Origin of the sequence: Streptomonospora mangrovi (genome assembly GCF_027604915.1) — a bacterium.
Classification (GTDB): Bacteria; Actinomycetota; Actinomycetes; order Streptosporangiales; family Streptosporangiaceae; genus Streptomonospora; species Streptomonospora mangrovi.
Genome location: NZ_JAJAQC010000019.1, coordinates 24,671 through 38,201, shown reverse-complemented (window position 1 = coordinate 38,201; position 13,531 = coordinate 24,671). Strand labels below are relative to the sequence as shown.

Genomic DNA, 13,531 nt, shown 5'->3' with positions numbered 1-13,531 from the left:
GCACCGGGCTTTCGCGGCCCCGGTCCCCGCGCGGGGACCGGGGCCGCGGTGTGTGCGGCTCCCGACCCGCCACCGGGGGTTCGGGGTGATGTGTCCGAACACGCCTGGTTTCTCTGGGTTGTCAATCCGTCACTCTGTGTAGCCTATCTTGTCCTGTGGGTCTGGAACTCCACAGGAAGGATGTGGCCGCTATGTGCAGCCATGAGGGGGCACCGGCGCGTCCGGGTGTGCCGCGCCGCAGTGTCCTGCGGGGAGCCGCCCTGGCGGCGGGCGGCGCGCTGCTGGGCGGGGCCGTCGACCTCGCCGCCGCGCCCGGCGCGCTCGCCATGGGCGAGCCGCGGATCTACACCCGCGCGGAGTGGGGCGCGCGCTCGCCCAAGCGCTCCGCCACCGTGGTGTCGCAGGCGCCCGACATGATCGTCGTGCACCACACGGCCACGGGCAACACCACCGACTACTCCAAGAGCCACGCCGCCGCGCTCTCCCGGTCGATCCAGAACCACCACATGGACACCAACGGGTGGGACGACACCGGGCAGCAGCTCACCATCAGCCGCGGCGGATACATCATGGAGGGCCGCAACCGGTCGCTGCCGGCCATCCGGGCGGGCGACCACGTGGTGGGCGCGCACACCGCCGACCACAACTCCCACACCGTGGGCATCGAGAACGAGGGCACCTACACCTCGGCCGAGCCGACCGGCGAGCTGCTGGGCGCGCTGATCGAGACCTGCGCGTGGCTGTGCCTGGTCTACGGGCTCAACCCGTCCAGCGCCATCGTGGGCCACCGCGACTTCAACCCGACGAGCTGCCCGGGCGACGGCCTCTACGCCATGCTGCCCCGGCTGCGCACCGACGTGGGGGCGCGGCTGCGCAGCCTGGAGGCGCGCCTGGTACTGCGCGACGAGGCCGACCTCCCCGAGGAGCACCTGCCCACCTACCCGCGGGTCCCGGTGGACGAGCGCGCGGTGGAGCACTACCACGGTCCGGCGCTCGGCGCGGGCGAGGTCTGAGGGCGGTTCAGGGGCGCGCGGCCCCGGCCACCAGCCAGGCCCCGCCGCGCGCCCGGGCGCCCAGGGTGATCCCGCGCGCCAGGATCCACACGGCGAACGCGATCCACAGCCAGGTGAGCCCGTGCGGCGAATCCGCCGGCAGCGCGTAGTGCACCAGGGCCGCGCACGGCAGGAACGCCAGCATCGTCCAGAAGCTGGCCCAGGCCAGGTAGCGCTGGTCGCCGGCGCCCATGAGGATCCCGTCGAGCACCATGACCACGCCGCTGAGCGGTTGCAGCAGCGCCACCACCAGCAGCGCCGCCAGCAGCAGGCGGTGCACGTGGGGGTCGTCGGTGAAGGGCAGCGGCGCCCACGGCCGCACCGCCAGCGTCAGCACGGCGAACACCGCACCGGCGAACACGCCCCACTCGACCATGCGGCGGGTGGCGGCGCGGGCGCCGGCGGTGTCGGAGGCGCCCAGGTAGCGGCCGATGATGGCCTGCCCGGCGATCGCGATGGCGTCCAGGGCGAACACCAGCAGCGACCAGATCTGCGTGGCAACCTGGTGCGCGGCGAGTTCGGCGTCGCCCAGGCGGGCGGCCACGGCGGTGCTGACCACCAGCACCACGCGCAGCGACACGGTGCGCACGAACAGCGCGAACCCGGCGGTGGCCGAGGCGCGCAGCCCGGCCAGGCTGGGCGCGAGCCCGACCCCGTGGCGGCGGGCGGCGCGCACCACCACCGCGATGTAGGCGGCGGCGCCGGCGGACTGGGCGATGACGGTGGCCCACGCCGATCCGGCGACGCCCCAGTCCAGCAGCAGCACGAACGTCGCGCACAGCACGATGTTGGCGAGGTTGGTGCCCACCGCCACCAGCAGTGGCGTGGTGGCGTCCTGGAGGCCGCGCAGCACGCCGGTGCCGGCCAGGATGACCAGCAGCGCGGGCGTGCTCAGCAGGCTGACCCGCAGGTAGACCTCGGCGTGGACGGCGACCCCGGGTGAGGCGCCCAGCGCCTGGACCAGCCAGGGCGCGGCCGGGTAGCAGACCGCCACGATGGCCGCGCCGAGCAGCGCCGCCAGCCACAGGCCGTCGACGCCGCTGCGCACGCCGGCGGCGATCTGGCCGGCGCCGAAGCGGCGCGCCACGGCCGAGGTGGTGCCGTAGGCCAGGAACACGCACAGGCTGGCCAGGGTGATCAGCACCTGGCCGGCCACGCCCAGGCCGCCCAGCGGCTGGGTGCCCAGGGTGCCCACGATGGCGGAGTCGGTGAGCAGGAACAGCGGCTCGGAGACCAGGGCGAAGAAGCTGGGCACGGCGATGCGCAGGATCTCGCGGTCGTGGGTGTGCCGGAAGGGCGGGGCGGGCAGCGCGCCGCGCAGGGCCGACAGGGCTGGCTTGACGGGCATGGCACTGCGACAATACCGGACAGGTGTTCGAGGTCGTGTGCGCAGGTTATCCACCCCGTGGGGGCGGCCTGTGGAAAACCTGTGGAAAGCGGGCTGTGAACTTTCTTTCGCACACAGCCGGTGCATAACGTTTTCGCAGCTCAGGATAGGTGAAGTCCGACTGTGAATTAGTTATCCACAGGTGTTGTGCACAAGCTATCCGCAGGATGGCCGCCTTCGTCCACAGGATCTCCCCAGCGCTGTCCACAGGCCGCTTTGCGCCGCGGGTGCTCCAGTCGCGACAATCCAAGCCCGGGCATGCTGGACATGTTCGCGAACGTGAAGCAGGGGGAGTCCACGTGAGCGTCGCCGACCTACCGCCGGAGCACACCGGCGCCGGCTTCGAGCGCACACCGCCGCACGACATCATGGCCGAGCAGAGCGTGCTGGGCGGCATGCTGCTGTCCAAGGAGGCCATCACCCAGGTGGTCGAGATCGTGCGGTCTGCCGACTTCTACCGGCCGGCGCACCAGACCGTCTTCGACGCGGTGGTCGACCTGTTCTCGCGCGGCGAGCCGGTCGACGCCATCTCCGTCAACGCCGAACTCACCAAGCGCGGCGAGATCACCCGGGTGGGCGGCGCCCCCTACCTGCACACCCTCACCGAGGCCATCCCCACCGCAGCCAACGCCGGCTACTACGCGCGCATCGTCGCCGACCGCGCGGTGCTGCGGCGCCTGGTCGAGGCCGGCACCCGCATCGCCCAGATCGGCTACGCCGGCGACGGCGACGTGGACGACCTGGTCGACCACGCCCAGGCCGAGATCTTCCGCATCGCCGAGAAGCGCACCGGCGAGGACTACCTCCCGCTCAGCGACATCATGCCGGGCGCCCTGGACGAGATCGAGGCGATCTCGGCCCACGACGGCTCGCTGACCGGTGTGCCCACCGGGTTCACCGACTTCGACGCGCTCTCCAACGGCCTGCACCCCGGGCAGATGATCATCATCGCGGCGCGCCCGGCGGTGGGCAAGGCGCTCGCGCTGGACACCCCGCTGCCCACCCCCGAGGGCTGGACCACCATGGGCGAGGTCGCCGTGGGCGACCGCCTGCTGGCCCCCGACGGCAGCCCCACCCGGGTGGTGGCGGCCACCGAGGTCATGACCGGCCGCCCCTGCTACGAGCTGCGGTTCGACGACGGCACCTCGGTGGTGGCCGACGCCCAGCACGAGTGGCCGGTGCGGGCGGGGGGAAGCGGCGGCGGTGACGGCGTGGAGCTGTGCACGACCGCCGCGCTCGCGGCGCGGCTGGCCGACACCGGCGGCGCATCGGGCCCGGTCGTGGCGGCGCCGCCGCGCGGCCCGGGTGCCGTGCCCTCGCCCGCGCCCGGTCCACAGGTTGTGGACACCGCGACGGCACCGCGCGCGGGCGGCGGGCGCGGCGGGGTCGCCACGGCGCCCCGGCGGGCCGTCGCGCGCCGGGTGACCGGTGCGCGCCGGGTGCCCAGCGTGCCGGTGCGCTGCGTGCAGATCGACCACCCCGACCACCTGTACCTGGCCACCCGGGCGCTCATCCCCACCCACAACTCCACCCTCGCGCTGGACTTCGCGCGGGCGGCCTCGATCAAGCACCAGCTCACCAGCGTCTTCTTCAGCCTGGAGATGGGCCGCAACGAGATCGTCATGCGGCTGCTGTCGGCAGAGGCACGGGTTCCGCTGCACACCATGCGCTCGGGCCTGATGACCGACGACGACTGGGCGCGGCTGGCCCGGCGCATGGGCGAGGTCGCCAGCGCGCCGCTGTTCATCGACGACTCCCCGAACCTGTCGATGATGGAGATCCGCGCCAAGTGCCGGAGGCTCAAGCAGCAGCACGACCTCAAGCTGGTCATCGTGGACTACCTCCAGCTCATGAGTTCCACCGGCCGCGTCGAGAGCCGCCAGCAGGAGGTCTCGGAGATGTCGCGGTCGCTGAAGCTGCTGGCCAAGGAGCTGGAGGTGCCGGTCATCGCGCTGTCCCAGCTCAACCGTGGTCCCGAGCAGCGCACCGACAAGAAGCCGCAGGTCAGCGACTTGCGTGAGTCCGGAAGCATCGAGCAGGACGCCGACATGGTCATCCTGCTCTACCGCGAGGACGTCCACGAGAAGGAGTCCCCGCGCGCCGGCGAGGCCGACCTCATCGTGGCCAAGCACCGCAACGGCCCCACGGCCACCGTCACGGTGGCGTTCCAGGGCCACTACAGCCGCTTTGTCGACATGGCGCCGGGCTGACATGCCGACAGGGGGCGGCGCGGAGGTCGGCGCCCCCTGTCGGCCCGCCGCCGCCCCGCCCGCTGCGCCCGGTGCGCCCGCCTCGTCTGGGGCGGTGTCGCCGTCGGCGCGCCGCCCGGTCTCAGACGCGCGGGCGCAGCGGTCTCGGCACCGGATCCGCCGCCGTCATGCCGCGCCCGGCCTCAGGCGCCGGTGCCCGTCAGGTCGGCCGACAGCTCCCACAGCCGGGCGGCGGCCCCGGGGTCCACGGCCCACGGCTTCACCCCGCCGACCAGCATGTCGTCGGAGTCGGCCGGTTGCGCCACGTCGCAGTCCTGGCAGTAGGCGCCCCCGTGCCCGGCGAGCAGTGGTGAGGTCGCGGCCCACACGGCGGTGGCCGCGCCCTGCTCGGGGGTCTTGAAGCCCTCGGCGGGGCGGCCGTCGGGCCCCACCCAGCCCAGCTTCCGCCACTCCTCGCGGGGGACGTGGCGCTGGAGCGGGGTGAGGATGCTGCCGGGGTGCACGGCGAACGCGTGCAGCCCGTCGGCGGCGCCGAGGCGGTCCAGGTGCACGGCGAACAGCGCGTTGGCGGTCTTGGCCTGGGCGTAGGCCAGCCAGCGGTCGTAGCCGGTGCGGAAGTGGATGTCGTCCCAGCGGATGCCGGACAGGAAGTGCCCCGACGACGACACGGACACCACCCGGGCGCCGGCGGAGAACTGCGGGCGGAGCAGGTTGACCAGCGCGAAGTGGCCGAGGTGGTTGACGGCGAGGTGCATCTCCCAGCCCGGCCCGACGCGGGTCTCCGGGCAGGCCATCACCCCCGCGTTGGTGATGGCGATGTCGATGCGGCGGCCCCGCAGACGGCGGGCGAGGTCGCGGACGCTGTCCAGGTCGGCCAGGTCCAGCGGGTGGACCTCGGTCCCGCCGACCCCGGCGAGGGCGTCCTCGGCGGCGGCCGTGCGCCGCGCCGGGACGATGACCCGGGCGCCCGCCCGCGCCAGCGCCCGCACGGCCGCCAGGCCGAGCCCGGAGTAGCCGCCGGTGACCAGCGCGGTGGCGCCGGTCAGGTCGGTTCCGGTGAGGACGTCGTCGGCCGTGCTGTGCGGCCCGAACCCGGAGCCGAGTCTGTGCTGCTGAGTGATCATGGCGAGGACCCTAGGAACTGGAGCGCACACCAGGTCAAGGCGCGGCGGCGGCCGAGGTACGAGAAGTGCACAAGGACACAAGGCTCCACATGCACTAGGCGGCAAAGCGACAAATGCCCAAGGGGACAGGGACACAAGACCACAGGGAAAGAGCACAGGCGCCGAGGAAGGCGGGTGGCGGGGGCGAGCGTTGAGGTCGTTGGTCGGGGCGCCGGCCCCCCGCCCGCCGTCGCCGCCCTCGCCGCTACCCCGGCCATCCGCGAGGGGACCGATGGCCGCCGTCCCGCCCCGAGTCACCACCGCAAGCCTCAATCCACCCCCCACACACACAGCGGCGCCCCGGTCCTGCGGGTCGGGCGCCGGGTGGCTGTCACCCGCGCCGACCGCAGGACCGGGGCGCCGGTCGCACGCACCCCCTCACGAAACCGCGCCTAGACGCGCTCGGTCGAAACCGAACCCGTCCCCGTCACAGCTCCCGTTCCCGTACCAGCGTTCGCCCCGACCTCCCGGCGAGACCGCGCCCCGCTCCGGTGCGGCCAGGCCACCCAGCCCATCAGCCCGACGTAGAGGATCTGCTCCAGCAGTCGCGGCACCAGCGGCGACGCCGGGTCGCCCGCGAGTTCGACGTCGTTCAGGGCGGCGTAGGCGTTGGCCGGGAACATCAGCACGAACAGCAGCGCCAGGCAGGCGGCGGCCGTCCGGCGGGTGCGCGGCCACACCAGGCCCGCGGCGCCCGCGAGTTCGAGCACGCCCGTGGCGTACACCAGCAGCTCCGGGTACGGGAGCTGCGGCGGGACCATGGCCACCATGTCGGCGCGCGTGGGCATCACCGTCACCGACGGCGGGACGAAGTGCGCGCTCGCGGTGAGCAGCAGCATCACCGCCATGCCGTGGGCGGTGCTGGACCGCCAGGTGGCGAAGCGCCGCACCCCCAGCGCGCCGAGGCCGCGGAACACGGCCGTGGACCCCAGCAGAACCGAAATCACCAACATGTCTCCCCCTCAAATCTTGTCACTGTCTAGTTTGCTCCGCCGACTCAATCTTGTCAATGACTAGATCTGGGGTAGGCTGCCGACATGCCAGAACGCACCGGTTACCACCACGGTCACCTGCGCCGGGCGCTGCTCGACGCCGCCGTCGACCTGATCGCCGAGCGGGGCACGGCCGCCGTCAGCCTGCGCGAACTGGCGCGCCGCGCCGACGTCTCGCACGCCGCACCGGCCCACCACTTCACCGACAAGGCCGGGCTGTTCACCGCCATCGCCGCCGACGGCTACCGCATGCTCGCCGACTCCCTCGCGGCCGCCGAGCACGCCGGTGATCCCGCCGAGCCCGTGGACCCCGACAACCCCTCGGGCGCGCTGTACGAGATGGGCGTGCGCTACGTGCGCTTCGCACTGGGGCATCCCGGCCACTTCGACGTCATGTTCCGGTCGGAGCTGTACCACGCCGACGACCCGGACCTGGCGGCCGCGTCCGAGCGCGCCTCGGCCCTGCTGGAGGCGGTCGTGCCCGGCGGCCCCGGCGGACCGCGCGCTGCCGCCTACAGGCTGGCGGCGTGGTCGGTGGCGCACGGGTTCGCGGTCCTGTGGCGCGAGGGCAGCATCCAGGCGGAGGTGCACGGCGACGACCCCGAGGAGGTCTTTCGCACGGTGGCGGCGGTGCTCTTCCACGGCTACACGGTCGCCCCCGCAATTTGAAGGCCCCGTCCCGGTGCCCGCGCCCGGCCGGGGTCCGTAGGACGCCGTGCCCGGGCGCACGGGAGGCCGCCCGGCGGCGAGCGGGGGGCCGGTGCGTCCGCGAGAACGCGCCTCGGGCACACTTTCCTCACATCCGCCGGGCACCGGGAGAATCGGGATGCGCTACGCCGAAGGCCCCTCCACCGAACGCGAGACCGCCGTCGCCGCCCCGCCGGAACGGGTGTGGTCGCTGGTCACCGACATCGCGCTGCCGTGCGCCCACAGCCCCGAGCTGCAACGGGTCGAATGGCTGCCCCCGGCCACCGAACCCGTGGAAGGCGCGCGGTTCGCGGGCTTCAACCGCCACCCCCGCATCGGCGAGTGGCGGACCGTGTCCCAGGTGGTCGAGGTCAAGCCCGAGAGCGCGTTCGCCTGGGCGGTGCTGGACGTCGACGGCCGGTTCGGCCCGCCCATGCGCGACGCCGCCGCGCCGATGGCGCTGTGGCGGTTCGCGCTGGAGCCCCGCGACGGCGGCACCCTGGTGCGCCAGTCGGTCCGGCTCGGCCCCGGCCCCTCCGGGCTCAGCGTGGTCATCGACCGCATGCCCGAGCGCGAGGAGATGCTGGTGGCCCACCGGATCGAGGAGTTGGCGACCGGCATGGAGGCGGTGCTGGAGGGTTTGCGCGTCCGGGCCGAGACGGGCGGCTGAACCGGACGACCCGCCCGCGCACTCACCCGCCGCGCCCGGCCGCCCACACACGACCCGGCCGAGGCGCCCCCGAGCTCGGCCGGCCGCCCGCACCGCCACCCTCATCCCCACCGCCCCCACCGAAAATCAGTTGCCCCCGCCGACTCCGCTCCGCCACGATGCGGCCATGGAGCGCGATGAGGCGCGGGGCCGTCCCCGCATTGGCGTGGTCGGACTCCGGCGCGGACTGCACCTCGCCGAACACTGCCCCCGCGTGGGGCTGGAGGTGGTCGCCGCCTGCGACCTCGACCCCGCGGCGCGGGCGCAGGCCGCGCCGAGCCTGCCGGGCGCGGTCGTCGCCGAGCGCTGGCAGGACCTCCTCGACGCCGACCTCGACGGCGTCATCCTCGCCAACGACTTCGACGCCCACGCCGAACCCGCCGTCGCCTTCCTGGAGCGCGGCGTGCACGTCCTCTCCGAGACCGCAGCCTGCGCCGGGGTGGAGGAGGGCCGCTGCCTCATCGCGGCCGCCGACGCCTCCGCCGCCACCTACTCCTTCGCCGAGAACTTCGTCTTCCACCCCCACGTGCGGCTGCTGCGCGCGGCCGTGGACGCCGGCGAGATCGGCCGCCCGGTCCTGGTCGAGGCCGACTACCTGCACGGCATGGCGCCCGAGGCGGTGGACGCGCTCGTGGGCGACCCCGCGCACTGGCGCGGGCGCATCGCCGCCACCGCCTACTGCACCCACACCCTCTCGCCCGTGCTCGCGCTCACGGGGGCGCGGCCGCTCGACGTCGCGGCGCACACCGTGGACGGCGACCGCCCCGGTTCGGCAGCCGTGCTGGTGGTGCGGCTGTCCACGGGCGCGCTCGCGGTGACCCGGCACGGGTTCCTCCAGGGCGAGCCGGACAGCCACTGGAGCTGGATCTCGGCGCGGGGCACGCGCGGGCTCGCGGAGTCGGTGCGGGCGCCGGGGGAGCGGTCCTGGTCGCTGCGGGTGCGCACGGAGGCGTGGGCGGCGCCCGGCGGCGAGGTCCGCGACGAGGAGCGCGTCCCGCCGCCGCTGGAGGTCGGCGGCGGCACCGTGCAGCGGGCCGACGAGGGCACGGTGCTGGTGCTGGAGAGGTTCCGGGCCACCGTCGCCGACGGCGCGCCCCCGGCCGTGGGGGTCCGCGCGGCGGTGGCGGCATCGCTGGTGGGCGTGCTGGGCGCGGAGTCGCTGGCCAAGGGCTCGGCCCCGGTGCCGGTGCCCGACTTCGGGGCCGACACCGGCTCCGAGCCGGGCTTCGATCCCGACACCGACTCCGCTGTCGGCTGAGCCCGCGCCGGGCGCGTAAATTTGTCGACAAAACGACTCCTCGCGCCCGGTCGACCGGCCGCCCTGACCACCCCGCGCGGACGGCCCTCAGTCCGGCGTCCCCGCCCCACCCGCGTCGGGCAGCCGCCCGATCACCGGGTTGCGGGTGCTCTGGAAGATCACCGAGGTCCGGAACCCGACGATCTCCTTGCGCTTGCTCAGTTCGTCCACCAGGAACGCGTGCAGCCGGTCGAGGTCCTGCACCGCCACGTGCAGCACGAAGTCGTCGCCGCCGGCCAGCACGAACGCCGACAGCACTTCGGGCAGCACGCTGACCTCCTCCTTGAACCGCACGATCACCGGTCGGCTCAGCGGGCGCACCTGGATCGACACCAGCGCCTGCACACCGCGGTTGAGGGCGGCGAGGTCGACGTCGGCGTGGTAGCCGCGGATCACCCCGCGCCGGGTCAGCGCCCGCACCCGCTCCAGGCACGTGGAGGGTGCCACGCCGAGCCGCCGGGCGAGTTCGCGGTTGGACTGGCGCGCATCCGTTTGGAGCAGCCGGATGATCTCCGCATCAAGTTCGTCCATGTGCGCATTATGGCGCTGATTCCGGCCAACTGTTCGATCACAAGGGGGGATCGGCGCCCGTATGGATAGGTTTTCCCGTGTACGGCGATCACATGGGGAGGCACGCGATGACGCTACGGACGAAGCTGGTACTGGTCGTGGACGAGGCGCTGCCGATGGCCCACGCCGTGAACGCGGCGATGGTCACCGGCCTGGCCCTGGGCGGCCGGCTGCCGCACCTGCTCGGCGCCGACGGCAAGGACGCGTCGGGCGGCGTGCACGCGGGGCTGAACCCCAACCCGGTGCCGGTCCTCACGGCCGGGGCCGCCGACCTGCGCGAGCTGGCCGAGGCGGCGCGGGCCGACGACGACCTCACCGTGGTGGGGTTCAACGAGGTGGCCCGGCGCAGCCGCGACTACGCGGCCTACCTGGACGCGCTGGCGCTGACCCCCGCAGAGGAGGTCGGCTACGTGGCGGTGGCGCTGTTCGGGCCGCGCAACCGGGTCAACCCCCTGACCAAGCGGCTGCCGCTGCTGCGGTGAGCGGGCCATCGGCCCGGTGTCAGCGGCTCGGCGCCGGAATCCCCGCAACCTGAGGGCGGCACGACAGCCTGGGGGCGGCACGAGGCGACGAGCCGAACACGACCGAGGGGGCCGACCGCGCATGCGGTCGGCCCCCTCGGCGCAGGACGGGGTCCGTGTCTGTATCCGTGCCCGTGTCCGTGTCCTGCGTGTGTGTGCGCCCGGGACTAGATCCAGCGGGCCTGCGGCCGGGTACGGCCGGTTTCGTCGGTGACCAGCTCCCAGGTCAGCAGCGGCCGGTCGGAGGCGACGGCCTCCGCGGCGACGCGCGGCTGGGGCATGGCGGTGGTCGCGGTGCGGGCTTCACCGCTCCGGCGCCGCAGCACGCTGGCGCGCGTTCGGCGCGGGGTCTTGGTGCTGCGGCCGGTCTGCGTGGCCGGGCTCACCGGGTTCGCCATGACGGCACCCCCCTCGTTCGTTCGTAAGAAGTCTCAAATTAACCCTTCGTTCACCTTCGAGTCAACTCGGATTTTCCTGGACGAGGGGGTTTCGCCCCGGTGGGAGGGGGGTTCCGGGCACGCTGACGAGCGCGGAAGCCGCCAAGGTGAACAGAAGGTGAACAAAAAGAAGCGCCCGCCTTGCGGCGGGCGCCGGGGTCAGTGCGGTCCACGACCGTTACCGGGCTGTCCGGTTACTCGTTCGGATCCTTGAAGATCAGCCCGACCACCTCAAGGTAGAGCTGCTCGGGATAAGGCACGAAGTTGATCCTGCTCAGCGCCTGGTCCTGACCGGCCGACTCCATGACGAACGTGCCGTAGCCCAGGAACCGGCCGAGCAGGGTGCGCTCGAAGCGCATGTCCGTGACCTTGCCCAGGGGCATCATGTTCACCTGGCGGGTGATCAGCCCCTGGGTCAGCAGCAGGCGCTGCGACGTGATGACGAAGTAGTCGACCGACCACTCGGCCACCCGCCAGACGAACCACACCAGGATGAGCAGCCACACCCACCAGATGACCGCCAGCACGGCGGCGCTGGAGGCCACGACGGTGTTGCTCAGGATGCCCGCGAAGATGAGCGCGCCGAGCACCGCCGCGACCGGACCGATCAGCACCGCGGGGTGCCGCCGGATGGTGACGACGTCCTGTTCGTAGGGCAGAAGGTAGCGGTTGACCGAAGCGGGAGCCCGGTTCGGCGGTGCGACGAGCCTCATGGCCGCCTGGTCCTTACGCGCTCAGGGTGTTGACGAAGCGGGACAGGGACTCGGCGGCGGACATGAGCCCTCCCACGCCGGTCTGGATGACGCCCGCCGCGCTTTCCGGCTGCGTGAGTAGATAAAACGCGACGAAAGCGATGAGGGCATACCCCAACCACTTCTTCAACCTCGCCATGACCGACTCCCCACGAATGCTGGTGACCCACTGACCCAAGCTGATTGTTACACCGACATTCAGACCCGTAAAGCCAGATGCCCGTAATCGGCGTGGCGTTCGGGGCAGAACGGATGTGGTACCGCCCACGCGCCCCCGCCGGCGGTGCGGGTCACCGGCGCTCGGCGAAGGCCAGGGCGAGGACCTGGAGGTGCTGGCGGGCGATGCGCTCCACGAGGTCGGGGGTGGCGCGGCCGGTGACGTCGAGCGCGCCCTGGCGCGCGGCGTCGACGCATCTGGTGACGGTGGCGGGATCGTGGACACCGGTGAACTCGGCGTTCAACCGGTCGACAACGGGGGAGAAGTCGCGCGGCGGGCTGATCTTGTCCGGCATCTCACTCCTTGAGGGGTAAGGGTGATCAGTTGCGCTCTGTACCCGGGCACAGTCGCTCGGTAACCACCCTCGGGGTCAAGATTGTACGTCGGGGCAGACGTGGTGTTCACGGGGGGTGGGTCGTGCTGGGGCGTCCGTGGGGCGAACTGGGGCTATGCGCGGGGGATGGTCGGCTCGTGGCTCAATACCATGATCGCCCTAATGTGTCACGACTCCGTCTCAGAATGAATTCGGCTGTCGCAAATCAGGGTCTTCAGCAGGCGCGTAACGCGGGGGTTGGGTCGGGTGGGCCCCATGCGACATACGACCGGTGATTCCCCCTTTTCGGTCGTTCATTCCTCTGTTTTGAAGTTGATACAAAAAAACGCGGCTCGAACGCCGCGCGGTGCCGGGGGGAGGCCGGGATCAGACGCTGCCGTAGAGGCGGTCGCCGGCGTCGCCCAGCCCCGGAAGGATGAACCCCTTCTCGTTGAGGCGGTCGTCGATGGCGGCGGTGACCACGCGCAGCGTCGCGGCGGGCTCTCCGACCTTTTCGGCCAGGGCGCGCAGCCCCTCGGGAGCGGCCAGCAGGCAGATCGCCGTGACGTGGTCGGCCCCGCGCTCCACCAGCAGCCGCAGCGCCGCCGCCAGGGTGCCGCCCGTGGCGAGCATGGGGTCCAGGACGTAGCACTGCCGGCCCGAGAGGTCGTTGGGCAGGCGGTCGGCGTAGGTGGCCGGGGCCAGCGTCTCCTCGTTGCGGGCCATGCCCAGGAACCCCACCTCGGCCGTGGGCAGCAGCCGGGTCATGCCGTCGAGCATGCCCAGCCCGGCGCGCAGGATCGGCACCACCAGCGGGGTGGGGCGGGTGAGCTGCACCCCCGTCATCGGCATCAGCGGTGTGTCCACCGTCACGTCGGCCACCCGGACGTCCCGGGTCGCCTCGTAGGCCAGCAGCGTCACCAGCTCGTCCGTCAGCCGGCGGAAGGTCGGGGAGTCGGTGCGGACGTCGCGCAGGGTTGTCAGCTTGTGCGCGACGAGCGGGTGGTCGACGACCAAGGTGTCCATTGGGCACTCCGATGAGCTGGGGAAATGATGGGGAATCGGCGTCTGAGTCTATCGACGCGCACGATCTTCACCGCCGGTCGCGCGCGGGGCGGCGGCGCCCGGCGGAGGGCGCCGCCCCAACGGGCTTGGCCATACCGTTCTGCCGGGCACCGGATGTCCGTTCTAATAGGACCTGTGAGCGCCGACTTCTACCACGAG

The 13,531-nt window shown here is 72.7% G+C and carries 15 protein-coding genes; 6 read left to right on the top strand and 9 right to left on the bottom strand.

Translation table 11 applies throughout. The features are described from left to right. The first annotated feature begins 191 nt into the window (after positions 1–191). Positions 192–1,013: a peptidoglycan recognition protein family protein gene (locus tag LG943_RS13235; RefSeq protein ID WP_270072561.1), complete on the top strand. Its 822-nt coding sequence runs from the start codon at positions 192–194 to the stop codon at positions 1,011–1,013. A gap of 7 nt (positions 1,014–1,020) precedes the next feature. Here the strand turns inward: LG943_RS13235 and LG943_RS13230 are convergent, their stop codons facing one another. Then, a complete protein-coding gene (locus tag LG943_RS13230; RefSeq protein ID WP_270072560.1) occupies positions 1,021–2,400 on the bottom strand; it encodes an MATE family efflux transporter in 1,380 nt (459 codons plus the stop codon). Positions 2,401–2,738: 338 nt separating this feature from the next. On the opposite strand from LG943_RS13230, the gene dnaB reads away from it, so the two are divergent. Next, positions 2,739–4,649 (top strand): replicative DNA helicase, encoded by a 1,911-nt coding sequence (dnaB, locus tag LG943_RS13225; protein WP_270072559.1) that lies wholly within the window; start codon positions 2,739–2,741, stop codon positions 4,647–4,649. 182 nt (positions 4,650–4,831) lie between these two features. On the opposite strand, the gene LG943_RS13220 is transcribed toward dnaB, so the two are convergent. Further along, positions 4,832–5,773, bottom strand: coding sequence for an oxidoreductase (locus LG943_RS13220; protein ID WP_270072558.1), 942 nt, complete (start codon positions 5,771–5,773; stop codon positions 4,832–4,834). 431 nt (positions 5,774–6,204) lie between these two features. Next, the gene (locus LG943_RS13215; protein ID WP_270072622.1) at positions 6,205–6,759 is read right to left on the bottom strand and encodes a DoxX family protein; all 555 of its coding nucleotides are present in this window, start codon (positions 6,757–6,759) and stop codon (positions 6,205–6,207) included. A gap of 90 nt (positions 6,760–6,849) precedes the next feature. On the opposite strand from LG943_RS13215, the gene LG943_RS13210 reads away from it, so the two are divergent. From LG943_RS13210 to LG943_RS13200, 3 genes are all read left to right on the top strand, one after another. Further along, complete coding sequence (locus tag LG943_RS13210; protein ID WP_270072557.1) at positions 6,850–7,473, top strand: TetR/AcrR family transcriptional regulator; 624 nt, start codon at positions 6,850–6,852, stop codon at positions 7,471–7,473. Positions 7,474–7,630: 157 nt separating this feature from the next. After that, positions 7,631–8,161 (top strand): SRPBCC family protein, encoded by a 531-nt coding sequence (locus LG943_RS13205; RefSeq protein ID WP_270072556.1) that lies wholly within the window; start codon positions 7,631–7,633, stop codon positions 8,159–8,161. A gap of 166 nt (positions 8,162–8,327) precedes the next feature. Then, a complete protein-coding gene (locus LG943_RS13200; RefSeq protein WP_270072555.1) occupies positions 8,328–9,458 on the top strand; it encodes a Gfo/Idh/MocA family protein in 1,131 nt (376 codons plus the stop codon). 87 nt (positions 9,459–9,545) lie between these two features. Here the strand turns inward: LG943_RS13200 and LG943_RS13195 are convergent, their stop codons facing one another. Then, positions 9,546–10,028, bottom strand: coding sequence for an Lrp/AsnC family transcriptional regulator (locus LG943_RS13195; protein ID WP_270072554.1), 483 nt, complete (start codon positions 10,026–10,028; stop codon positions 9,546–9,548). A gap of 107 nt (positions 10,029–10,135) precedes the next feature. Between LG943_RS13195 and LG943_RS13190 the strand changes: the two genes are divergently transcribed. Continuing rightward, positions 10,136–10,549, top strand: coding sequence for a DUF2000 domain-containing protein (locus LG943_RS13190; RefSeq protein ID WP_270072553.1), 414 nt, complete (start codon positions 10,136–10,138; stop codon positions 10,547–10,549). Positions 10,550–10,755: 206 nt separating this feature from the next. Here the strand turns inward: LG943_RS13190 and LG943_RS13185 are convergent, their stop codons facing one another. The 5 genes from LG943_RS13185 to upp form a co-directional block, all read right to left on the bottom strand. Next, on the bottom strand, positions 10,756–10,986 hold the full coding sequence (locus LG943_RS13185) for a hypothetical protein (RefSeq protein ID WP_270072552.1): 231 nt from the start codon (positions 10,984–10,986) through the stop codon (positions 10,756–10,758). 233 nt (positions 10,987–11,219) lie between these two features. Then, positions 11,220–11,738, bottom strand: coding sequence for a PH domain-containing protein (locus LG943_RS13180; protein WP_270072551.1), 519 nt, complete (start codon positions 11,736–11,738; stop codon positions 11,220–11,222). Positions 11,739–11,751: 13 nt separating this feature from the next. Next, the gene (locus LG943_RS13175) at positions 11,752–11,916 is read right to left on the bottom strand and encodes a hypothetical protein (protein WP_179768322.1); all 165 of its coding nucleotides are present in this window, start codon (positions 11,914–11,916) and stop codon (positions 11,752–11,754) included. A 151-nt stretch (positions 11,917–12,067) separates the two neighbouring features. After that, positions 12,068–12,289 carry a three-helix bundle dimerization domain-containing protein gene (locus LG943_RS13170; RefSeq protein WP_270072550.1) on the bottom strand — a complete coding sequence of 74 codons (222 nt, stop codon included), beginning with the start codon at positions 12,287–12,289 and terminating at the stop codon, positions 12,068–12,070. A gap of 405 nt (positions 12,290–12,694) precedes the next feature. Beyond that, complete coding sequence (gene upp, locus LG943_RS13165) at positions 12,695–13,333, bottom strand: uracil phosphoribosyltransferase (protein WP_270072549.1); 639 nt, start codon at positions 13,331–13,333, stop codon at positions 12,695–12,697. Positions 13,334–13,531: the final 198 nt, after the last annotated feature.

Excerpts from the sequence above, each read along its gene's own strand:
- upp (WP_270072549.1), bottom strand. The coding sequence starts at position 13,333 with ATGGACACCTTGGTCGTCGACCACCCGCTCGTCGCGCACAAGCTGACA.
- LG943_RS13170 (WP_270072550.1), bottom strand. The coding sequence starts at position 12,289 with ATGCCGGACAAGATCAGCCCGCCGCGCGACTTCTCCCCCGTTGTCGAC.
- LG943_RS13200 (WP_270072555.1), top strand. The coding sequence starts at position 8,328 with ATGGAGCGCGATGAGGCGCGGGGCCGTCCCCGCATTGGCGTGGTCGGA.
- LG943_RS13210 (WP_270072557.1), top strand. The coding sequence starts at position 6,850 with ATGCCAGAACGCACCGGTTACCACCACGGTCACCTGCGCCGGGCGCTG.
- LG943_RS13235 (WP_270072561.1), top strand. The coding sequence starts at position 192 with ATGTGCAGCCATGAGGGGGCACCGGCGCGTCCGGGTGTGCCGCGCCGC.
- LG943_RS13230 (WP_270072560.1), bottom strand. The coding sequence starts at position 2,400 with ATGCCCGTCAAGCCAGCCCTGTCGGCCCTGCGCGGCGCGCTGCCCGCC.
- LG943_RS13185 (WP_270072552.1), bottom strand. The coding sequence starts at position 10,986 with ATGGCGAACCCGGTGAGCCCGGCCACGCAGACCGGCCGCAGCACCAAG.
- LG943_RS13195 (WP_270072554.1), bottom strand. The coding sequence starts at position 10,028 with ATGGACGAACTTGATGCGGAGATCATCCGGCTGCTCCAAACGGATGCG.
- LG943_RS13190 (WP_270072553.1), top strand. The coding sequence starts at position 10,136 with ATGACGCTACGGACGAAGCTGGTACTGGTCGTGGACGAGGCGCTGCCG.
- LG943_RS13180 (WP_270072551.1), bottom strand. The coding sequence starts at position 11,738 with ATGAGGCTCGTCGCACCGCCGAACCGGGCTCCCGCTTCGGTCAACCGC.
- LG943_RS13220 (WP_270072558.1), bottom strand. The coding sequence starts at position 5,773 with ATGATCACTCAGCAGCACAGACTCGGCTCCGGGTTCGGGCCGCACAGC.
- LG943_RS13205 (WP_270072556.1), top strand. The coding sequence starts at position 7,631 with ATGCGCTACGCCGAAGGCCCCTCCACCGAACGCGAGACCGCCGTCGCC.
- LG943_RS13175 (WP_179768322.1), bottom strand. The coding sequence starts at position 11,916 with ATGGCGAGGTTGAAGAAGTGGTTGGGGTATGCCCTCATCGCTTTCGTC.